We start from the raw sequence: 18,927 nt of genomic DNA on the forward strand, positions 1-18,927 counted from the left end.
TGCGAGCAGTGGTTTTTCGATATATGGTGCCGTTAACCCAATCAACAGGATGTGAGTGCTCATGAACTACCTCAGCACCCGCGGGGATGATACCCGCAAAAGCTTTTGCCAGATTCTGCTTGAAGGGCTGGCGCCGGATGGCGGGCTGTATATGCCCGATGAATACCCGCAGGTTGATGAAACCGTGCGGGCCAAATGGCGTACCCTGAGCTACCCTGAGCTGGCGTTTGAGATCTGCTCGCTGTTTATCAGCGATATTCCCAGCAGTGACCTGCGGCAGCTGATCAACAAAACGTATACCGCCCAGGCTTTTGGCTCCGACAAGGTTGTACCGGTGACCAGGCTGGAGGAAGGGCTGTATCTGGCGCATCTGTCTAATGGCCCGACATTTGCCTTTAAAGACATGGCAATGCAGTTGCTGGGCAACCTGTTTGAATATGAACTGGCCCGCCGTGGGCAAACGCTCAATATCCTGGGCGCAACCAGCGGCGATACCGGCAGTGCGGCTGAATACGCGATGCGTGGTAAAAAAGGCATCAATGTGTTCATGCTGAGCCCACATGGCCGTATGAGCCCGTTCCAGCAGGCGCAGATGTATACGCTGCAGGATGCCAATATCCACAATCTGGCGGTGCAGGGTGTGTTTGACGACTGCCAGGATATTGTCAAGGCGGTTTCGAATGATCTGGAGTTCAAACGTCGCTACAACATTGGCACGGTCAATTCCATCAACTGGGCACGCCTGCTGGCGCAGGTGGTGTATTACTTCTACAGTTATTTCCAGGTGGTCAGTTCAGACGACGCGCGCGTTTCGCTGGCGGTGCCTTCCGGTAATTTTGGCAATATCTGTGCCGCGCATGTGGCCCATATGATGGGATTGCCGATTTACCGCCTGGTACTGGCAACCAACGAAAATAACGTATTGCAGGAGTTTTTCTCTACCGGTACTTACCGTGTGCGCAAACCCAGTGAAACGTTTGAAACATCCAGCCCGTCGATGGATATTTCCAAGGCCAGCAATTTTGAACGTTTTATTTATGACCTGACCGGGCGCGATGCGCCGCGTACGCGGCAGTTGTTTGGTGTGGAAGTGCCAGAGCATGGCGGGTTCTCTGTCAATGAAGCCGAGTTTGACATGCTGGAGAGCTATTATGGCTTTGTTGCAGGCACCAGCACCCATGCGGATAGGCTGCACACCATTGCCGATGTCTATAAGCTGCACAAGGTATTGATCGACCCGCATACCGCCGATGGTGTGAAGGTGGCGCGTGAGCACATGAACGGCATTGTGCCCACGATTGTGATGGAAACGGCGCAGCCGATCAAATTTGCGGCGACTATCAAAGAGGCTTTAGATATTGAGCCGCCGATGCCGCAGCAGGCCAAGGGTCTGATGGGTATGCCTAAGCGTTTTGAAGTTGTGCCTGCAGATGTGAAGACGGTCAAGGACTATATCGTTAAACACGTGTAACAGGCTGCCATGATGCATGTACTGGGTATTTGCGGTGGGTCAGGTTCAGGCAAAACACGCCTGGCACAGCAGTTGATTGCTGCGTTAACCGCGCAAGGGCAGACGGTTTCCGTCATAAAACATGCGCATCACGATGTGGATGTGGATACCCCGGGCAAAGACTCATGGGTGCTGCGCAAGGCCGGGGCCAGCGAAACAGTGCTGATTACCGCTCAGCGCTGGATGCTGATCAGGGAGCTGGAGCATGAGCAGCCCGAGCCCGATATTCATGAAGTGCTGGCGCATATTCAGCCCTGCGACTGGGTGATTGTGGAAGGCTTCAAACACGCTGATTTGAACAAGATTGAGGTATGGCGCCACAGTGTGGGTAAGCCTGCCTTGTATCCGAACGATGCACATGTGAAAGCATTGATCACCGATGACGTAGACCGACTGCCTGTTGCGAGCCGGCTGCCGGTTTTTTCGCCTGACGATATCGGTGCCCTGGTGGGCTGGCTGGATGCGCATGCGGATCTGTTTGTCTATGAGCGTAGCTGAAAAACGGTAAGCTGATTTCATCTACAATTTGATTGCAGGTGCTTGCAAAGCCAGGCACAGCATAGGAATTTGGGGATATGGGTTCTGAAAAAAAACTGATTGAACTTGACGATGCGCTGAGCCGCATGCTGGCAAGTATTGCGCCCTTAACGCAAACGGAGCTGATCCCGATTCAGCAGGCTCACGGGCGTGTGCTGGCGCGAGAGGTTCGTTCAGCGCTGAACGTGCCTTCTTTTGACAACAGCGCGATGGATGGTTATGCATTGCGTTGCATGGATGTCAGCGAAGCCGATATCCAGAACAAAAAAGCATTTGCTGTTTCCCAACGCATTGCCGCAGGCGATACCGGGGAAGCGGTGCAGGCAGGTACGCTGGTACGGATTTTTACCGGTGCGCCGGTTCCGCCAGGTGCTGATGCCGTGATTCAACAGGAACATGTCACCCTGCAGGAAGGTGGTCTGGCGGTTTTGGACCGGCTGCCTCGCTTTGGCGACAACATCCGCAGGGCAGGGGAAGATATTGAAGCCGGCGCGGTTGTGATTGAAGCCGGTAAACGGTTGAGCACAGTTGATATCGGTGTGGCGGCATCCGTCGGGCAGGCAGAGCTGGAGGTGTTCCGGCGGCCGAAGGTGGCGCTGTTTGTCACAGGCGATGAACTGACCGAGCCGGGGCACCCTTTGAAACCCGGCAGTATTTATAACTCGAACCGTTATGTGCTCAACGACCTGCTGCACCAGATGGGGTGCGACGTATCGGACCTGGGTATCTTGCAGGATTCTTTGCCTGTGGTGCAGGATGCCTTGCAACAGGTGGCGCAGGAACATGACCTGATTCTGACCTCCGGCGGTGTTTCTGTGGGAGAGGAAGACCATGTGAAACAGGCCGTGACCAACCTGGGCAGGATCGAGTTGTGGAAACTGGCAGTCAAGCCCGGAAAACCGCTGGCATTCGGGCAAGTCAACTGGCCCGATGAAAAAGGCCATGCCTGGTTCATTGGCCTGCCCGGTAACCCGGTCGCGTCGTTTGTCACGTTCCTGCTGGCGGTACGGCCGTTTTTGCAAAAGCTTTCGGGGCGGCCGGTCAGCCCGCGCCATGCGGTGCAACTGCAAGCTAGTTTCAGTGTTAAAACCAAAGAGCGGCGCGAGTTTTTACGTGCGCGCATGAATGATGACGGGCTGGTGGAACTGTATCCAAACCAAAGCTCTGGCGTGCTGACCTCAATGGCCTGGGCGCAGGGGCTGGTGGATATTCCTGCGCGTACCGAAGTACACCCCGGGGACCAGGTCAGTTATATCCGGCTGAGTGAATTGAGTACATGAGCATGACAAAACATATTCAACTGCTGTATTTTGCCAGTGTGCGCGAACTGCTTGGACGTGACCGCGAGCCTTTTGAATCGGCTGCGGGTAGTGTGGCTGATCTGCGCCGTGAGCTGGCAGCGCGTGGTGGTTCTTATCAGGAAGCGTTTGAAGCCGGGCGGGTTTTGCGCTGTGCGGTGAATCAGGACATGGCGGATGAACAAACGGTTTTGAACGATGGTGATGAGGTGGCATTTTTCCCGCCCGTCACAGGTGGTTAGCTTATGAAAGTACGCGTACAGTCCGACGATTTTGACCTGAATGCAGAATGCCGGGCATTGAGTCAGCGCAATGCTGAAACAGGCGCTTTGGCAAGCTTTGTCGGGCTGGTGCGGGCGCAAGGCCAGGCAGTGCATGAATATGCGCTGGAGCTGGAACACTACCCGGGCATGACTGAAAAAGCCATTGAGAAAATTGTGCAGGAAGCCATGGAACGCTTTAAGCTGCTGGATGCCACCGTGATACACCGTGTAGGCCGCCTGGCTGCTGGCGCACAGATTGTGCTGGTGGTGACAGCTTCGCAACACCGGGCAGCGGCTTTTCAGGGCTGCGAGTTCATTATGGACTACCTTAAAACACAGGCGCCGTTCTGGAAGAAGGAAAGCGGTACGGCAGGGGCTGGCTGGGTGGACGCCAAAACCAGCGATGACCAGGCGCTTGAGCGCTGGGGCGTGGCTTCGCGCAATGCCGATCGCGGTTGTTAAACACCAGAACCGGGTAGGGCTGACGGGTTGAGGGTGGGATTATTCACAGGCCTGATTAACAGGCATAAAAACTCCCGGCCTGGTTGTAACGTCAGGCCAGAAGTTCACTTCAACTGATCAGCTTTTGATGAAAGCCAGCAGGTCTTCATTGACTTGGTCTTTGTGCGTGCTACACAGGCCATGAGAAGCGCCGGGGTATACCTTTACTTTCGCATTGGGCAGCAGTTTGGCTGCGGCTTCGCTGGATGATTTTGGTGGCACAATCTGGTCGTCATCACCATACAAGACTAATGTCGGTATGGTCATTTTCTTCAGGTCTTCTCTCTGGTCTGTTTCAGAAAACGCTTTAACGCAGTCGTACAGGGCTTTGATTGAGCCTGCCATGCCTTGTAGCCAGAAGCTCTGGCGCAAGCCGTCTGAAGGTTTGGCGTTGGGCCGGTTGAAGCCGTAAAAGGTTTCTGAAAGGTCTTTGAAGAACTGGGAACGGTCTTTGCGCACACCTTCGCGAATGCCGTTAAAGACATCAATAGGCAGACCGTTGGGGTTGAAATCTGTTTTGAGCATGATTGGCGGTACTGCGCCAATCAACGCGGCTTTGGCAACCCGTTTGGTGCCGTGGCGACCAATGTAGCGCGCTACTTCGCCCCCGCCGGTGGAGTGGCCCACGTGTACGGCATCGTGTAGATCCAGGGCGTTTGTCAGTTCTGCCAGGTCATCGGCGTATTGATCCATATTGTGGCCGCCCCATGGCTGGGATGAGCGCCCGTGCCCGCGTCGGTCATGGGCAATCACACGAAACCCTTTTGATGCGAGGAAAAGCATCTGGTCTTCAAACGCATCACTGGACAAGGGCCAGCCATGGCTGAATACGATGGGTTGTCCTGAGCCCCAGTCTTTATAGTAAAGAATAGTGCCGTCTTTAAGTTTGATGGTGTTTGCTGTTTGCATTTTGTGCCTTTCAAATGAGGATGCAAATAAGAGGCCGTTTAACTGCTAAGTGGCCGGGGATGTCTGGTTAACGGGGTTCAATGTATTCCACTCTGTGAAACCATTTAGGTGACGATGTGAATCGTTATGAAATGCTGCCAGCATGGGTATTCAGGCACATTTGCGGGTGGTTATCAGGAAAGGGTGGCTGGGATTTTTTGCGCAGCAAAATAAAAAGGACGGATTTATTTTTCTGGCCTGCGTGGCTTGCAAACCTGTATCACAATAAAGGGCCTTAGCATGGCGCTGCTCATGTCCATCAGCAGATTGGCAGTGCCTGTCAGTAGAAAAGAGATAGTGAGGAGATAAGCATGATGCAAAGACGCCGTTTTGTAGGCTGCGCTGCGGCATTGGCCGCGGCTGGTTTGTCCAGAAGTGTCTATGCCGCCACCGATGTGATTCGCATTGGTGAAATCAACAGTTACAAAGCGTTGCCCGCGTTTTTAGAACCTTATCGCAAGGGGATGGATCTGGCGGTGGAGCAGATCAATGCCGCAGGCGGTGTGCTGGGCAAAACGCTTGAAGTGGTGACGCGCGATGATAACGCCAACCCGGGCGATACCGTGCGCATGGCGCAGCAATTGCTGAGCCGTGAAAAAGTGGATGTGCTGGCTGGCAACTTTCTTTCCAATACCGGCATGGCGCTGAGTGACTTTGCCAAACAGCGGCGGGTGTTTTTTCTGGCAGGTGAACCACTGACAGACAAGCTGACCTGGGAGGGCGGTAACGAATACACATTCCGTCTGCGCCCCGGAACCTATATGCAGACTGCAATGCTGGTGCCGCAGGCTGCGGCGCTGAATAAAAAGCGCTGGGCGCTGGTGTACCCCAATTATGAATATGGACAGGCGGCAGCAACCGCGTTCAAGCGTTTGTTGCGTGAACGGCAGCCGGATGTGGAGTTTGTGGCTGAGCTGGCAACGCCTTTTGGCAAGGTGGACGCAGGCAGCACGGTGCAGGCTTTGTCAGATGCGAAGCCAGATGCGATTTTCAACGCGTTGTTTGCGGTGGATTTGATCAAGTTTGTGCGCGAAGGCAATACACGCGGATTGTTTAAAGGGCGTGAAGTAGTCAGCCTGCTCAGCGGCGAACCCGAGTATCTGGATACGCTGAAAGAGGAAACGCCCGATGGCTGGTATGTGACCGGTTATCCGTGGTATAGCATTGATACACCGGAACACCAGGCATTTCTGGATGCTTATCAGAAACGCTTTAATGATTACCCGCGCCAGGGTTCGATTGTAGGCTATGCGATGATCAAGTCTTTGGGGGCAGGTATTCAGAAGGCCGGTTCCACCAAAGCCGATGATCTGATCGGGGCGTTTAAAGGTTTGTCTTTGATGACGCCTTTTGGTGAGATCACCTACCGTCCGCAGGACCACCAGTCCACGCTGGGGGCCTATGTGGGCCGTACCAAACAGGTGGATGGCAAGGGCGTGATGGTGGATTTCACTTATTGTGACGGGGCCGATTTTCAGCCCAGCGATGCTGAGGTGGCACAGTTCCGTTCACGTGGTTGAGTGAGGCGCTGAAGTGAAGATACCTGAGGTTTCTCTCTGTGCGGTACCGGGTGTGGCCGGTACTCCCACATGTATGGGGCCTGTTGAGCCATGAGCGGCGCAGGGCTGCTGGTTCAGTTGCTTAATGGGTTGGCTTCGGCATCTTCCCTGTTTTTGACGGCAGTAGGCCTGTCGCTGATTTTTGGTGTGACCCGTGTCGTGAATTTTGCACACGGGTCGCTTTACATGCTGGGGCTGTATATTGCCTATTCGGCAGTGGGCTGGCTCATGCAGGCCAGTGGCGGCGCTGCCTGGGGCTTCTGGTTCGGGCTGCTGCTGGCTGCACTGGCCGTGGGGGCCGTGGGGGCACTGGTTGAAGTGGTGCTGCTGCGGCGCATTTATAAAGCGCCGGAACTGTTTCAACTGCTTGCAACTTTTGCACTGGTGCTGATCATTAAAGATGTTGCGCTGTCCATCTGGGGACCAGAAGATCTGCTGGGGCCGCGTGCGCCGGGGTTTTCCGGTGCAGTGCAGATTCTGGGGCACCAGTTTCCCAGTTATGATCTGTTGCTGATTGTTATCGGCCCGGCGGTGTTACTGGGGTTATGGCTGTTGCTGGCCAAAACGCGCTGGGGCACACTGGTGCGTGCAGCCACGCAAGACCGTGAAATGGTCAGCGCGTTGGGGGTGAACCAGTCCTGGCTGTTTACCAGCGTGTTTGCGCTGGGTGCTATGCTGGCCGGTCTGGGCGGCGCGCTTCAGCTCCCCAGAGAGCCTGCCAGCCTGGCGCTGGATATGACAACGATTGGCGAGGCGTTTGTCGTGGTGGTGGTGGGCGGCATGGGGTCGATTCCAGGGGCTTATGTGGCCGCATTGATCATTGCGGAAATTAAAGCCTTGTGCATGGCGCTGGGCGATATAACGCTTTTGGGGCTGACCATTTCTTTTCCCAAACTGACGCTGGTGGTGGAGTTTGCCGTGATGGCTGTGGTTCTGGTGTTGCGGCCATGGGGGCTGCTGGGTAAGCCCATGGCGGCTGCCCGTACTTTTGCGGCACAGCAGGTGCCACTGCGCCGCAGCGGTTGGGGGGGTAAGGCAGCCATGGCGTTGCTGGTGCTTGTACTGGCTGCATGGCCCTGGCTGGCTGGGCATGATGCCTACTCCGTGATTTTGTGGATGGATATTCTGGTGGCGGTGCTGTTTGCATTCAGCCTGTATTTCATCATGGGCCCTGCGGGCATGAACTCATTTGGGCATGCAGCTTATTTTGGTCTGGGGGCTTATGGCGCAGCCATTTTATTGAATACGCTTTCCATGCCGATGGCAGCGGCTTTGGCTTTTGCGCCTTTGGTGGCGGGTATCGGGGCGGTATTGTTTGGCTGGTTTTGCGTGCGCCTTTCCGGCGTGTATCTGGCGATGCTGACGCTGGCTTTTTCGCAGATTGTATGGTCTGTGGTGTACCAGTGGGACAGCTTTACCGGCGGTAGCAATGGCATGTGGGGCATCTGGCCGGCAGAGTGGTTATCGGGCATTGGCTTTTATTACGTGGTGCTCATCTGTTGCGTGGCCGGTATCTGGCTGATGCGGCGCATGTTGTTTTCGCCACTGGGTTATGCGATGCGTGCCACACGTGATTCACCATGGCGGGCTGACGCGGTGGGGATTGATGTTAAACGGGTACAGTGGGCGGCATTCATTGTGGCCGGCCTTTTTGCCGGCATGGCCGGTGCATTATTCGCTTTTTCCAAAGGCAGTATTGACCCGGATGTGATGTCGGTGAACCGCTCGGTAGAAGGGTTGGTGATGGTGCTGCTGGGCGGGGTGCAGTACCTGGCTGGGCCGCTGGTGGGGGCTTCCGGCTTTACCTGGCTGAAAGATACGGCAGCTATTTACACCGAGTACTGGCGCTTCTGGCTTGGGCTGGTGATTCTGATTCTGGTTTTGCTGCTGCCGCAAGGTCTGGCGGGGACGGCCTATTACATGCGTCACGCTTTACGCTGGCGGCTGACTGGCTCAAAGGCTGCAAAGGGGTAGCGTATGGAAGCAGCGGTTTTACTCAGCGTTGACAATCTGTGCAAGTCTTTCGGTGGCGTGCAGGCGGTGCAGGGTGTGAGCTTTGATGTGCATGCCGGGGAACTGCTGGCGCTGATCGGCCCGAATGGCGCAGGCAAGTCGACCACCTTTAACATGGTGGGTGGGCAGCTTGCCGCTGATCATGGTTCTGTCAGATTGAAGGGGCAGGAGATTCTGGGCTTAAACCCCAGGCAGGTCTGGCGCCTGGGTGTCGGACGGACATTTCAGATTGCGGAAACCTTTGCTTCACTGACGGTACTGGAAAACGTGCAGATGGCTTTGCTGTCTCATGCGCGCCGGACATTTCACTGGTGGCGGCGGGTAGGCAGATTCGGGTATGAAAAAGCCATGAGTTTGTTGGCACAGGTTGGCATGCAGGAGCAGGCCGGCAGATTGTGCAGTGAGCTGGCGTATGGCGATATCAAGCGGGTTGAACTGGCTTTGGCTTTGGCCAACGACCCTTGTGTGCTGCTGATGGATGAGCCCACAGCAGGCATGGCACCGCAGGAGCGGCATGCGCTGATGGCGCTGACCAAATCGCTGGTCACCGAAAAAAACATAGCGGTTTTGTTTACCGAGCACAGCATGGATGTGGTGTTTGCTTATGCTGACCGGATTGCCGTGCTGGCGCGCGGGCAATTGATTGCACAGGGCAATGCTCAGCAGGTGCGCGAGAATGTGCAGGTGCAGGAGGTTTACTTCGGCCATGGCAGCACGCTGGAGATGCAAAGCAGTCGCAAGCCAACTGAAATGGACATGTCATGAAGCAGGTGACCGAGTTGCCGTTGTTGCAAACGCAGGGCCTGTGTGCCTGGTACGGTGCTGCGCAGGTGTTGTTTGATGTTGATCTGAACGTGCAGCAGGGGGAAGTGGTTGCCCTGATGGGACGCAACGGTGCCGGAAAATCAACGACGCTTAAAACCATCATGGGCTTGCTGGACAAGCGGCAGGGCCGTGTACAGCTTGCCGGGCAGGAAATCAGCCGCATGCCGGCCTACCGCATTGCGCGCATGGGGTTGGGGTTTGTACCGGAAGACCGGCGTATTTTTACCGAGCTGACTGTCATGCAAAATCTGGAAGTGGGCAGGCAAGCTGCCAGGCACCGGCCAGGAGAAGAGACGCCCATGCCGGAGTGGACGCCGGAAAAGTTGTTTGCACTGTTTCCCAACCTGAAAGAAATGCCGGACCGGCTGGCTGCCCGTATGAGTGGCGGCGAGCAGCAGATGCTGACGGTGGCGCGCACGCTGATGGGCAACCCCTATCTGATTTTGCTGGATGAGCCCTCTGAGGGCATTGCGCCGGTGATTGTGGAGCAGATGGCGCAGATGATTCTGACGCTCAAAGCGCAAGGCGTGAGTGTGTTGCTGTCAGAGCAGAACCTGCCTTTTGCACGGCTGGTGGCTGATCGCGCCTATCTGCTTGAAAAAGGACAGGTACGCTACCAGGGCCGCATGAGTGAACTGCTGGAAAATGAAGCTGTTCAGCGCGAATATCTGACAATTTAAGTGGCAGGTACAGCCGATTATTGGCAGTGGCTCAGTGTGCTGAAACCATGGTATATATAAAAAGCGCCGTGTTTTTAAAACACAGCGCTGTAATGCTCATGGTCAGCAGACCGCTTGGTTTCAAGAGATGTTGCTGTTAGCTGGCAATGCGGGCTTCTTCCAAGTCAACTTCGCGCATCAGCTTGTCCATCAGATCGTGGTCAATCAGGTGTTCCTGAGACTGTCTGTAAATGTCATCACGTTCTGCTGCCAGGGCTGCCAGGCGAATCTGGCGTTGTATTTCTTCGCTTTTGCGAACCGTTGCCGCACTGGTTCCGGCATCAGCCGCCGCTGTATGGCTGCGTACATCAATCAGATTGCGGTAGGTGTTCATGACGCGGTTGGCGGCTTCTATATACAGGTCAGGTTCACTGCTGCCGGCAGACATTTCGTGCTGCGCATGTTCAATGGCTTTGATCGCTGCTTCTGCTGCGGCAATACGGGCGCGGTTTTCCTGGTCGTTTTCTTCGTTGTCCAATGCTTTGGGCAAGGCCAGGCCGTTGAGAATGCGCGGCAATGCCACGCTGGCCACAATCAGCGAGATCAGTATCACGCCAGAGGCCAGGAAGATGGCAAGGTCACGTGCCGGGAAGGGGGTGAAGTTATCATTCATCAGCAGTGGCAGCGACAAAACACCGGCCAGTGTGATGGAGCCACGGACCCCGGAGAGCGACATGGCCGCAATCAGGCGTTTATCGACAGGGGCCAGTGAAGAGCCGCGCATGCTGAAGTAAATCATCATGACTTTCAGGGACGCCCACACCCACAGCCAGCGCAGTACGGCCAACGCCACAAAAATGATGGCAACATAAAGGAACAGCCATGTAATGTTGGTATGTCCGGCCTGCTGGACGGTGATGTGCATTTTGCCGACGATTTTTGGCAACTGTTCTCCCAGCAGTACAAACATGGCGCCATTGGCAATCATCTGCAATGAGTCCCACACCGCATTACGGCGAATGCGGGTCACGGCCATCACTTTGCCATGGAGTTCGGAGTAGCTCATTGTGATACCTGCGGCCACGGCACCGAGTACGCCGGAGAAATGCCAGTGCTCGGCAATGATGTAGGCCAGAAACGGAATCAACAGACTGATCAGAATCTGGGTACCGGAATCTTCCCCCCAGTGGCGTGAGATCCATTGTTTCAGCCGTGTAATCCCCAGGGCAACCACAAGCCCGACCACCAGGCCGCCTACCACCATTTTGACGAATTCAAAGCTGGCATCTGTCAGGGAAAATGCGCCTGTCAGGGTCGCTGCGACAGCAAATTTCAGGCAGACCAGGCCGGACGCGTCGTTAAACAGCGATTCCCCTTCCAGAATGTGCATCATGCGGGATGGGAAGGGCACTTTTTGTGCAATGGCAGATACGGCAACCGGATCCGTGGGAGAAATAACGGCAGCCAGCGCAAAGGCGACCGGCAGGGGTATTTCCGGGATCATCCAGTAAATCAACAGGCCGATCCCTAGAACGGTGAAAAAGACCAGTCCAAATGCCAATTGGGTAATCGTGCCAAGGTCTTTTTTGAGCGCATCTTTGGGTAGGCGCCAGCCATCCAGGAACAGCAACGGTGGCAAAAACAGAAACATGAATACATGGGGATTCAGCTCGGCACTCAAGCCCCCCAGAAACTGTGCAATGAGGTAGCCCAGAACAATCTGCACAATAGGCAGGGGGATTGGAAAAGGCAGCATACGCACGATCCAACTGCTGATAATAACAGCAGCGATCATTGCAAGAATAATGGCAATGGTTTGCATGATTTATTGTTATGTGAAACGTTAGAGTTAGCGGGAGATACCCGGGACCCGGGTCGCAGGGCTAACTTTATCAGCAGGTTGGCCTGTAACGGCGGACAGGGGCAACAAACCAGTAATCGGGGTTGGTTTTTGGGTTTTTGAGGAAGGAAAGCTGAGAAGCATTTTCAACACATTGCGTGTGACGGTGCTTTTTGCCGGCTGCTGTCAGTAGTTTTTATATAAGGTGGTTCCTGCTATGCAGGACTGGACCACCTTGAATCAGTATGACAAAGCCATCAGGCCGATGGTGGGGTATATCCAGCAGGTTGATCGACCGGGGCGCTTTCTTCCGCAAAGAAGAAGCGTTCCATCTGGCGTGCCAGATACTGACGTGCGCGCAGGTCGGCAAGATTGAGCCGGTTTTCATTGACCAGCATGGTCTGGTGCTTTAGCCACTGGCCCCAGGCTTCTTTGCTGACGTTATCGAAAATGCGTTTTCCCAGTTCTCCCGGGTAAGGGGGGAAGTCCAGCCCTTCTGCTTCCTTGTGTAACTTGATGCAGTTCACCATGCGTGCCATGAACAATTCCTTTATATATAAAAGTAATAAATAAAAATCTTTTTATTGGTTTGAATTTTTGAGAAGACGCTGCACAATAGCTGCTTGGTAGAAATTATGCCGCACTCAAGCTGGTCTAGCCAGATTAATGCATAACTGTAACAAGCTTTTGCCGCCATGAGAGGATGGTAGCTTAACACCATGGTTTCGGGTAACGGTATTCGCATGGGCGGCAACCGTATGGGCATGGGCAGAAAAAGTGATGTGGGGCCTCTGATTTATCAGTTATTAGGTAGTCACCACAAGATGGTTGGGATTTGAGCGACAATTAAGGGTTTTACTGATATGCATGCGCTTCAAATCAATTTAACCATTCTGTTGTGAGTTACGGGTCATAATGTCCAATTTTACGCAGGCACTACAAAGCAATACAGCACCGGGCGGGGCGGCCGTGGTGTTACGTCATCTACGCAAGATATACCAGAGCGAACGCGGGCATCTGCATGCTTTGAACGATGTCAATCTGGAAATTAACGCGGGTGAGATTTTTGGCATTATCGGCCGCAGCGGTGCCGGTAAAAGCACGCTGGTCCGTTGCATCAATTTGCTAGAGCAGCCGACCTCGGGCGAGGTCTGGGTTGGCAAGCAGAACATGACGCAGCTTAACGCCCAGCAACTGCGTGTTGCCCGCAGGCGCATTGGCATGATTTTTCAGCATTTTAATTTGCTCAGTTCCCGCACCGTATTTGAAAATGTGGCGTTGCCGCTGGAGCTGGTAAAAATGCCGCGGGCCGAGATCAGCAAGCGTGTGGTGTCACTGCTTGAACTGGTGGGGTTAACAGAAAACGCCAATAAGTATGTGGCGCAGATCAGCGGCGGGCAAAAACAGCGCGTCGGTATCGCCCGCGCACTGGCCAATCAGCCCCAGGTGTTATTGTCTGATGAAGCCACTTCTGCGCTGGACCCGGAAACAACGCGCTCCACGCTGGCTTTGCTGAAACAGGTGAACCGTGAGCTTGGTGTGACGATCATCATGATTACACACCAGATGGAGGTGGTGCAGCGCGTGTGTGACAGGGTTGCAGTGATTGACCACGGTGTTGTGGTTGAAGAGGGCATGGTACGCGATGTGTTTGGCTACCCCAAAACAGATACCACCAAATCACTGGTGGGGGAGGCTACCGGCCAGGAACTGCCCAAAGAAACGGTGAACCAGATTTTGTCGAAAGCAGGGCCTGACACACGCATCTGGCAGATTACAGGGCATCAGCCCGATGTGCTGACCCAATTGGTAAAACAGTTCGGACTGGATGTGGCTTTTGTGCAGGCACTGGTGGAGGATTATCAGGGTATACCTCTGGGGTCTTTGCTGATGCAGGTGACGGGCCCGCAGGATGCGCGCGATGCGGCCCGGAACTGGGCGGCTTCTGCAGGCATTGAGGTTGAGGAGATCCGCCATGTCCAATAATTCTTTGACTGATCTGGCTTTAAGCGTCTGGAATACGCTTTTTGGCGGCCCGCTGGTTTGGGATGCCTTGTGGGAAACACTCATTATGGTGGGTGTTTCGGGCTTTGCCGCCATTGTTTTGGGCATTCCATTGGGCATTTTGCTGAATGTCTCGGATAAGGGCGGTCTGCTGGAAGGGCTGGCAGCCAACCGGGTGCTGGGGTTTTTCATCAACGTGTTCCGCTCAATCCCGTTCATTATTTTGTGCGTAGCCATGTTCCCCCTGACGGCGATGATCATGGGGACTTCGATTGGCGTGAAGGGTGCAATTCTGCCCTTGACTGTAGCCGCAGTGCCTTTCATGGCACGCCTGGCAGAAACATCGTTCAAAGAGGTTCCTTCTGGCCTGATTGAAGCTGCACAGGGCATGGGGGCCACACCTTCACAGATTGTGTTCAAGGTGCTGCTGCCCGAAGCAATGCCTGGCATCATCAGCGGGGTGACGATCATGCTGGTCAGTCTGATTGGCTACTCGGCCATGGCGGGCATGGTTGGGGCCGGAGGGCTTGGGACATTGGCGATCAACTATGGCTATTACCGCTACCGTACGGATGTGATGATTGCCGTGATGATCGTGATTGTGGTTGTGGTGCAATTGGTTCAATGGTTTGGTGACTGGCTTGCCGCCAGAGTGAATCACCGTTAATAATTTTTTCCTTACTGGAGTTTTGCAACAAATGAAGCGTCAGTTATTTTTGCGCAGCGTACTGGCTGCGGTATTCAGTGTTTCTGTATCTGGACTGGCTTTGGCAGACGGCAAACCGTTTCGTGTGGGGGTCACGCCTGGCCCACATGCGCAGATTGTTGAAGCGGCCAAAGCTGTGGCGGCCAAGGACGGGCTTGATGTTGAAGTGATCGAGTTTACCAACTATATGCTGCCCAATCAGGCTTTGGCCTCAGGCGAGCTGAATGCCAACAGTTTCCAGCACAAACCCTATCTGGATAATCAGGTGCGCTCACAGGGGCTGAAACTGATTGCAATTTCGCAGTCGATTGCATTTCCGATGGGTATTTATTCCCGCACGCTGACCGATCTGAAAGCAGTACCTGAGGGCGCCAAAGTGGGTGTGCCGAACGACCCCAGCAACAATGCACGTGCATTGATCCTGCTGCAAGATGCCAAGCTGATTGAACTGAAGCCTGATTTTGGTATAAACGGCACTGTGCAGGATATTGCCAGCAATCCGCATAAACTGCAGTTTATTGAAATGGATGCGGCGCAACTGCCACGCTCTTTAGGCGATGTGGGGCTGGCGGTTATTCCGACCAACTATGCGCTGGATGCCGGGCTGAACCCCAAGCAGGATGCGTTGATTCTGGAGCCGGCAGACTCTCCCTATACAGGCATTATTGCAGTGCGGGAAAGCGATAAAGACAATGAGGACGTGGCCAAGTTCATCCGTGCGTACCGCTCTCCTGAAGTCAAGGCTTTTATTGAAACCACCTTCAAAGGCGCGATTCTGCCGACATGGTAATACGGGTTTTTACAGTCAACTGTTTGATTGAATACTGAATAAAGGTTAAAAAATAATGAAACGTAAATCATTTATTCTGGGTGCTTTGCTGGCTGCGGTGGTGACCGTGAGCGGTGCATGGACAAGTGCTTTGGCGCAGGGCACTCCTTATAAAGTCGGGGTGACACCAGGGCCGCACGCGCAGATCATGGATGTGGTCAAGCGGGTTGCAGCAAGAGATGGGTTGAACATTGAGGTCATTGAGTTCAGCAATTATGTACTGCCCAATGAAGCGCTGGTATCGGGTGAGCTGAATGCCAACAGTTTTCAGCATAAGCCGTATCTGGACAACCAGATACAGAACCGCGGCTATCAGATCGTATCTGTTGCTGAAACGGTGCTCTTTCCAATGGGGCTGTATTCCAAAAGTGTTGGCAGCGTAGCGGAAATCAAAGCGGGCTCGCGTATCGGGATTCCGAACGATCCCACCAACGGCGGGCGCGCATTGTTGCTGCTGCAGCAACTGGGGCTGATCAAGCTGGCACCCAATGTGGGCATGACGGCTACGCCTTTGGATATCAAAGAAAACCCGCTGAATCTGAAAATCATTGAGCTGGACGCGGCCCAAATGCCGCGTGCGCTGGCGGAGCTGGATGCCGGTGCGGTGAATACCAACTATGCTTTGCCTGCCGGGCTGGACCCGAAAAAAGATGCCATTGCGCTGGAAAGCACAGATTCGCCGTATATGAATATCATTGCGGTGCGTGCTGCTGATAAGGATTCGCCCGAACTGGCGAAACTGTTGCGTGCCTATTTCTCACCGGAAGTCAAACAGTTCATTGAAGATGAGTTCAAGGGCAGCATCCTTGCTGCGTGGTAAAAGGACGTGCCTGTCAGATATTTGAAAGCGCTCCGCCGGAGCGCTTTTTGGCTTTAATTGCCATCAGCATCCGCTGGCGGGGAAAGTACTGACGCCTGAGCAATTCAAAAATGCAGAGCATTTGGTCATTGCCGAGCAGACGGCGCCTTATCCCAACGTTTCCCTGTATTTAAAGCAGGCAGGCGTTGATGTTTTGCAGCAGCATATTTTGCCTAACCTTTTATCGGCCTGTTTTGCCGTGGCGTCGGGCGACTGGCTGGCGACAGTCGCTGAAAGGTTGGCGCAGCAGGTGGTTGGGCCGCTGAATCTGGTGATGATGAAATCCCCTTTAGATCTACCGGCACTTGCGACCCATATTTTCTGGCACCGCTGCTTGCATCAGGACGAAGGCGTCAAATGGCTGCGGGCACTGATTGTCAGCCTGTTTGTCGGGAAGGACGCAGTTGTGTTGCCCAAGAGCATGAAGACAGCATAAGGCGCTTCTGCCGCGCTATTTTGACGGGAAACTGTTATAAAACAACTGGCAGGCACCGGTTCGGCTGTATTGTTCGCAAATGGTTGTGGCCCGGGCTGTGGCTCTGTTGGGTGTCGCGGCGATAGCCCAGCCATAGGCCAGATTCAGCGGGCTGAAATAGAATGCCATCGACTGGTTTTGGAAGACATAGCGCACGGCACAGCCTTCCAGCCCGTCTGCCTGGCACATCTGCAGCGCGGCATCTTCAGCCGCCTGGCGGGTTTCATGGTGGTTGGCCATGCCAAAACCAAGATAGACGACATGGCGGCCTCTGATCGTGGCTTTGACCTGCTCGGGTTCGACCATGGCAAATGCGCCCCATGATTCATCAGCGCTTTTGTCGTTTGCAGGGGTGGCTGAATCAACATCATGAAGGCCATAGGGCAGCCTGCGCTGGGCATAAAGGGCAGCAATGCCGCCACCGCTTCGAGGCTCTGAGATGTATTGTGCAGATGGGGCGGGCGTTTGTGCACATCCGGTGGTGACGAATGCTGTAACGGCGAAGATCAGCGACGCAGAAAAAGAGAGGGCTCTTATCATTGTGATCAATGCTTATGAAAAATATTAAAAATCATAGCATACCCTGATGAATCAGGATGTATGAAAACATGCTATTTCAGGCGGATAAATGCGCAGCCGGGCAATGGCGTTTAGGTCTATGTCGCGGAGGGTGGCGGCGTAACAGGCCGGTGCCTTGTGACGGCAAGCACGATATGCGCCACAATGAGCGCACAGAAAGCGGCTGTTAATGCCGCAAACAAAGCATTGCCAAAATTGTTACGCAGCAGGTCGCTCAGGCTTGTTGCCGCATCAGGGGTGGAACCTGAGTTGATGTAAAAGCCGGCGACCAGATACAACATGATGCTTATGAACGTGATGATCAGGCAGGCAGAAGAGGTTCTGGAAGCGATGCGGCCACGTGAAGCCTGTGGTTGGCACTGCATGGCAAAAACTGCACCTGTGATGAATGCCGGGATGGCGCACAGACCCAAAACGGGAAGAAACAGGAAAGGAGTTTGGGCCGCCTGAGCGCTCAAGGAGGTTCCAAGCAGCAGCAGTAACGTCTCGACCAGTGCCGCGGTCAAGCCAAAGAACAGTGCCAATGTGAATCGCTTGTATTTCATGCAAAGGGTTCTCAACCAGAAGGAAACAAGGCCATTCTAGTGGATATATCAATTAAGGGCGATAACGCTGAGCCGGGCAGCGCCAAAGCAGCCCAGAGTGCCAGATCCATAGCTTAGAAATCAGCAGACAGCGACGTATTTACCCGGCATATCCTGAAAATACAGCAGCAGACGCTCATCCAGTTCTGACAAGGACTTAAGTTCGTTGAGCACGGGCAATTGAAATGGCGGGTTCTGTGCGCCGGTCTGTATGGTCAGTGTATGCGGATTTTTGCTGGCGAGCCTGTCTGGTGCTGCTGTGAAGACCACAGGGTAATCCAGCTTGACCAGCGTAATGGCGTTTTTGGGAAAAACCCGGTCATTGATGGTGATCTGGTTTTCTGTAAATACAAAGTTGTCTCTTTTGAACTCATCGAGTTCAGGGCTGGGGGTCCATTGATCCGGGAGTGCCAGGTGCTGGCCTCGTGCAATGGACTGGGCGCAGCGGATATACGTCAGCAGTACCAGATGCTGCATGAAATTGTTCAGGCGGATACTGTGCACCTGCTTGCCTGAGGCGATATCGAATATCTCGACATTTCGGGTTGCCCAGCGCGTGTAATCGCGTAACATGGGTTCAAAGCGGAATTCACGAAATGGAAAGAATAGAGGCTTTTTGATCAGGCTTCTGATTCTGACGCCTTCTGATGTAACGGTAAGCCATTCAATGGTGTTAATGAACAGCAGGGCGAAAAAAAGGCCAAAAACAATGAACAGTATGAAACGCAGTTCAAAGTAAAGGTAAAAAATGATGATGCTCGCAATGAGAAAACCCCACATCGCAAATGTCGGATTGAAGTTCTTCTGAATCGCTTGGGAGGATGGAGGAAGTGTAGCGTTGGAGTTCATGGAATAGCACAGCAAAAATAAACAGGCCCATGGCATTCTAAGTGAAAAAGAATAACACAGAGACAGCCGGTTGCATTGAATGCAACAGA

The 18,927-nt window shown here is 54.0% G+C and carries 20 protein-coding genes; 14 read left to right on the forward strand and 6 right to left on the reverse strand.

Going from position 1 to position 18,927, the window contains the following annotated elements:
- The first annotated feature begins 61 nt into the window (after window positions 1–61).
- The 5 genes from thrC to CUZ56_RS12080 all read left to right on the forward strand — a co-directional run bounded on the left by thrC (window position 62) and on the right by CUZ56_RS12080 (window position 4,070).
- The gene (gene thrC / locus CUZ56_RS12060; RefSeq protein ID WP_126980657.1) at window positions 62–1,471 is read left to right on the forward strand and encodes a threonine synthase; all 1,410 of its coding nucleotides are present in this window, start codon (window positions 62–64) and stop codon (window positions 1,469–1,471) included.
- A gap of 9 nt (window positions 1,472–1,480) precedes the next feature.
- Complete coding sequence (mobB, locus tag CUZ56_RS12065; protein WP_239442456.1) at window positions 1,481–2,008, forward strand: molybdopterin-guanine dinucleotide biosynthesis protein B; 528 nt, start codon at window positions 1,481–1,483, stop codon at window positions 2,006–2,008.
- 77 nt (window positions 2,009–2,085) lie between these two features.
- Entirely contained in the window at window positions 2,086–3,327 is a 1,242-nt protein-coding gene (locus CUZ56_RS12070) for a molybdopterin molybdotransferase MoeA (RefSeq protein ID WP_126980658.1), read from the forward strand.
- 2 nt (window positions 3,328–3,329) lie between these two features.
- On the forward strand, window positions 3,330–3,587 hold the full coding sequence (gene moaD / locus CUZ56_RS12075) for a molybdopterin converting factor subunit 1 (protein ID WP_239442457.1): 258 nt from the start codon (window positions 3,330–3,332) through the stop codon (window positions 3,585–3,587).
- Between the two features lie 3 nt (window positions 3,588–3,590).
- Complete coding sequence (locus CUZ56_RS12080; protein ID WP_126980660.1) at window positions 3,591–4,070, forward strand: molybdenum cofactor biosynthesis protein MoaE; 480 nt, start codon at window positions 3,591–3,593, stop codon at window positions 4,068–4,070.
- Between the two features lie 117 nt (window positions 4,071–4,187).
- Here the strand turns inward: CUZ56_RS12080 and CUZ56_RS12085 are convergent, their stop codons facing one another.
- The gene (locus CUZ56_RS12085) at window positions 4,188–5,018 is read right to left on the reverse strand and encodes an alpha/beta fold hydrolase (RefSeq protein ID WP_126980661.1); all 831 of its coding nucleotides are present in this window, start codon (window positions 5,016–5,018) and stop codon (window positions 4,188–4,190) included.
- A gap of 353 nt (window positions 5,019–5,371) precedes the next feature.
- On the opposite strand from CUZ56_RS12085, the gene CUZ56_RS12090 reads away from it, so the two are divergent.
- From CUZ56_RS12090 to CUZ56_RS12105, 4 genes are all read left to right on the forward strand, one after another.
- Entirely contained in the window at window positions 5,372–6,577 is a 1,206-nt protein-coding gene (locus CUZ56_RS12090; RefSeq protein ID WP_126980736.1) for an ABC transporter substrate-binding protein, read from the forward strand.
- A gap of 90 nt (window positions 6,578–6,667) precedes the next feature.
- Window positions 6,668–8,590: an ABC transporter permease gene (locus CUZ56_RS12095; RefSeq protein WP_126980662.1), complete on the forward strand. Its 1,923-nt coding sequence runs from the start codon at window positions 6,668–6,670 to the stop codon at window positions 8,588–8,590.
- A gap of 3 nt (window positions 8,591–8,593) precedes the next feature.
- Window positions 8,594–9,394: an ABC transporter ATP-binding protein gene (locus tag CUZ56_RS12100; protein WP_126980663.1), complete on the forward strand. Its 801-nt coding sequence runs from the start codon at window positions 8,594–8,596 to the stop codon at window positions 9,392–9,394.
- The gene (locus CUZ56_RS12105) at window positions 9,391–10,134 is read left to right on the forward strand and encodes an ABC transporter ATP-binding protein (protein WP_126980664.1); all 744 of its coding nucleotides are present in this window, start codon (window positions 9,391–9,393) and stop codon (window positions 10,132–10,134) included. The genes CUZ56_RS12100 and CUZ56_RS12105 overlap by 4 nt, the downstream gene beginning before the upstream one ends.
- Before the next feature lie 136 nt (window positions 10,135–10,270).
- Here the strand turns inward: CUZ56_RS12105 and CUZ56_RS12110 are convergent, their stop codons facing one another.
- Both CUZ56_RS12110 and CUZ56_RS12115 read right to left on the reverse strand, forming a co-directional pair.
- Complete coding sequence (locus CUZ56_RS12110; RefSeq protein ID WP_126980665.1) at window positions 10,271–11,935, reverse strand: Na+/H+ antiporter; 1,665 nt, start codon at window positions 11,933–11,935, stop codon at window positions 10,271–10,273.
- 275 nt (window positions 11,936–12,210) lie between these two features.
- Window positions 12,211–12,492 carry an oxidative damage protection protein gene (locus tag CUZ56_RS12115; protein WP_126980666.1) on the reverse strand — a complete coding sequence of 94 codons (282 nt, stop codon included), beginning with the start codon at window positions 12,490–12,492 and terminating at the stop codon, window positions 12,211–12,213.
- A 376-nt stretch (window positions 12,493–12,868) separates the two neighbouring features.
- Here CUZ56_RS12115 and CUZ56_RS12120 point away from each other — a divergent pair, with 376 nt between their 5' ends.
- The 5 genes from CUZ56_RS12120 to CUZ56_RS12140 all read left to right on the forward strand — a co-directional run bounded on the left by CUZ56_RS12120 (window position 12,869) and on the right by CUZ56_RS12140 (window position 16,787).
- Window positions 12,869–13,939 (forward strand): methionine ABC transporter ATP-binding protein, encoded by a 1,071-nt coding sequence (locus CUZ56_RS12120; protein ID WP_126980667.1) that lies wholly within the window; start codon window positions 12,869–12,871, stop codon window positions 13,937–13,939.
- Entirely contained in the window at window positions 13,929–14,624 is a 696-nt protein-coding gene (locus CUZ56_RS12125; RefSeq protein ID WP_126980668.1) for a methionine ABC transporter permease, read from the forward strand. Before CUZ56_RS12120 ends, CUZ56_RS12125 begins: the two co-directional genes overlap by 11 nt.
- A 31-nt stretch (window positions 14,625–14,655) precedes the next feature.
- A complete protein-coding gene (locus tag CUZ56_RS12130; protein ID WP_126980669.1) occupies window positions 14,656–15,453 on the forward strand; it encodes a MetQ/NlpA family ABC transporter substrate-binding protein in 798 nt (265 codons plus the stop codon).
- Window positions 15,454–15,508: 55 nt separating this feature from the next.
- Window positions 15,509–16,312: a MetQ/NlpA family ABC transporter substrate-binding protein gene (locus tag CUZ56_RS12135; protein ID WP_126980670.1), complete on the forward strand. Its 804-nt coding sequence runs from the start codon at window positions 15,509–15,511 to the stop codon at window positions 16,310–16,312.
- A gap of 73 nt (window positions 16,313–16,385) precedes the next feature.
- On the forward strand, window positions 16,386–16,787 hold the full coding sequence (locus tag CUZ56_RS12140) for a LysR substrate-binding domain-containing protein (protein WP_126980671.1): 402 nt from the start codon (window positions 16,386–16,388) through the stop codon (window positions 16,785–16,787).
- Between the two features lie 15 nt (window positions 16,788–16,802).
- Here CUZ56_RS12140 and CUZ56_RS12145 read toward each other — a convergent pair whose 3' ends face one another.
- The 3 genes from CUZ56_RS12145 to CUZ56_RS12155 all read right to left on the reverse strand — a co-directional run bounded on the left by CUZ56_RS12145 (window position 16,803) and on the right by CUZ56_RS12155 (window position 18,838).
- Window positions 16,803–17,366, reverse strand: coding sequence for a DUF4189 domain-containing protein (locus CUZ56_RS12145; protein WP_126980672.1), 564 nt, complete (start codon window positions 17,364–17,366; stop codon window positions 16,803–16,805).
- Between the two features lie 116 nt (window positions 17,367–17,482).
- Window positions 17,483–17,950 (reverse strand): hypothetical protein, encoded by a 468-nt coding sequence (locus CUZ56_RS12150; protein ID WP_126980673.1) that lies wholly within the window; start codon window positions 17,948–17,950, stop codon window positions 17,483–17,485.
- 120 nt (window positions 17,951–18,070) lie between these two features.
- Complete coding sequence (locus CUZ56_RS12155; protein ID WP_126980674.1) at window positions 18,071–18,838, reverse strand: hypothetical protein; 768 nt, start codon at window positions 18,836–18,838, stop codon at window positions 18,071–18,073.
- Window positions 18,839–18,927 lie beyond the last annotated feature (89 nt).

It is taken from the genome of Saezia sanguinis (assembly GCF_003991585.1).
Lineage (GTDB): Bacteria > Pseudomonadota > Gammaproteobacteria > Burkholderiales > Burkholderiaceae_C > Saezia > Saezia sanguinis.

What these genes read in the sequence shown, in the direction of transcription:
- thrC (WP_126980657.1), top strand. Translation starts at nt 62, where the DNA reads ATGAACTACCTCAGCACCCGCGGGGATGATACCCGCAAAAGCTTTTGC.
- mobB (WP_239442456.1), top strand. Translation starts at nt 1,481, where the DNA reads ATGATGCATGTACTGGGTATTTGCGGTGGGTCAGGTTCAGGCAAAACA.
- CUZ56_RS12070 (WP_126980658.1), top strand. Translation starts at nt 2,086, where the DNA reads ATGGGTTCTGAAAAAAAACTGATTGAACTTGACGATGCGCTGAGCCGC.
- moaD (WP_239442457.1), top strand. Translation starts at nt 3,330, where the DNA reads ATGACAAAACATATTCAACTGCTGTATTTTGCCAGTGTGCGCGAACTG.
- CUZ56_RS12080 (WP_126980660.1), top strand. Translation starts at nt 3,591, where the DNA reads ATGAAAGTACGCGTACAGTCCGACGATTTTGACCTGAATGCAGAATGC.
- CUZ56_RS12085 (WP_126980661.1), bottom strand. Translation starts at nt 5,018, where the DNA reads ATGCAAACAGCAAACACCATCAAACTTAAAGACGGCACTATTCTTTAC.
- CUZ56_RS12090 (WP_126980736.1), top strand. Translation starts at nt 5,372, where the DNA reads ATGCAAAGACGCCGTTTTGTAGGCTGCGCTGCGGCATTGGCCGCGGCT.
- CUZ56_RS12095 (WP_126980662.1), top strand. Translation starts at nt 6,668, where the DNA reads ATGAGCGGCGCAGGGCTGCTGGTTCAGTTGCTTAATGGGTTGGCTTCG.
- CUZ56_RS12100 (WP_126980663.1), top strand. Translation starts at nt 8,594, where the DNA reads ATGGAAGCAGCGGTTTTACTCAGCGTTGACAATCTGTGCAAGTCTTTC.
- CUZ56_RS12105 (WP_126980664.1), top strand. Translation starts at nt 9,391, where the DNA reads ATGAAGCAGGTGACCGAGTTGCCGTTGTTGCAAACGCAGGGCCTGTGT.
- CUZ56_RS12110 (WP_126980665.1), bottom strand. Translation starts at nt 11,935, where the DNA reads ATGCAAACCATTGCCATTATTCTTGCAATGATCGCTGCTGTTATTATC.
- CUZ56_RS12115 (WP_126980666.1), bottom strand. Translation starts at nt 12,492, where the DNA reads ATGGCACGCATGGTGAACTGCATCAAGTTACACAAGGAAGCAGAAGGG.
- CUZ56_RS12120 (WP_126980667.1), top strand. Translation starts at nt 12,869, where the DNA reads ATGTCCAATTTTACGCAGGCACTACAAAGCAATACAGCACCGGGCGGG.
- CUZ56_RS12125 (WP_126980668.1), top strand. Translation starts at nt 13,929, where the DNA reads ATGTCCAATAATTCTTTGACTGATCTGGCTTTAAGCGTCTGGAATACG.
- CUZ56_RS12130 (WP_126980669.1), top strand. Translation starts at nt 14,656, where the DNA reads ATGAAGCGTCAGTTATTTTTGCGCAGCGTACTGGCTGCGGTATTCAGT.
- CUZ56_RS12135 (WP_126980670.1), top strand. Translation starts at nt 15,509, where the DNA reads ATGAAACGTAAATCATTTATTCTGGGTGCTTTGCTGGCTGCGGTGGTG.
- CUZ56_RS12145 (WP_126980672.1), bottom strand. Translation starts at nt 17,366, where the DNA reads ATGATAAGAGCCCTCTCTTTTTCTGCGTCGCTGATCTTCGCCGTTACA.
- CUZ56_RS12150 (WP_126980673.1), bottom strand. Translation starts at nt 17,950, where the DNA reads ATGAAATACAAGCGATTCACATTGGCACTGTTCTTTGGCTTGACCGCG.
- CUZ56_RS12155 (WP_126980674.1), bottom strand. Translation starts at nt 18,838, where the DNA reads ATGAACTCCAACGCTACACTTCCTCCATCCTCCCAAGCGATTCAGAAG.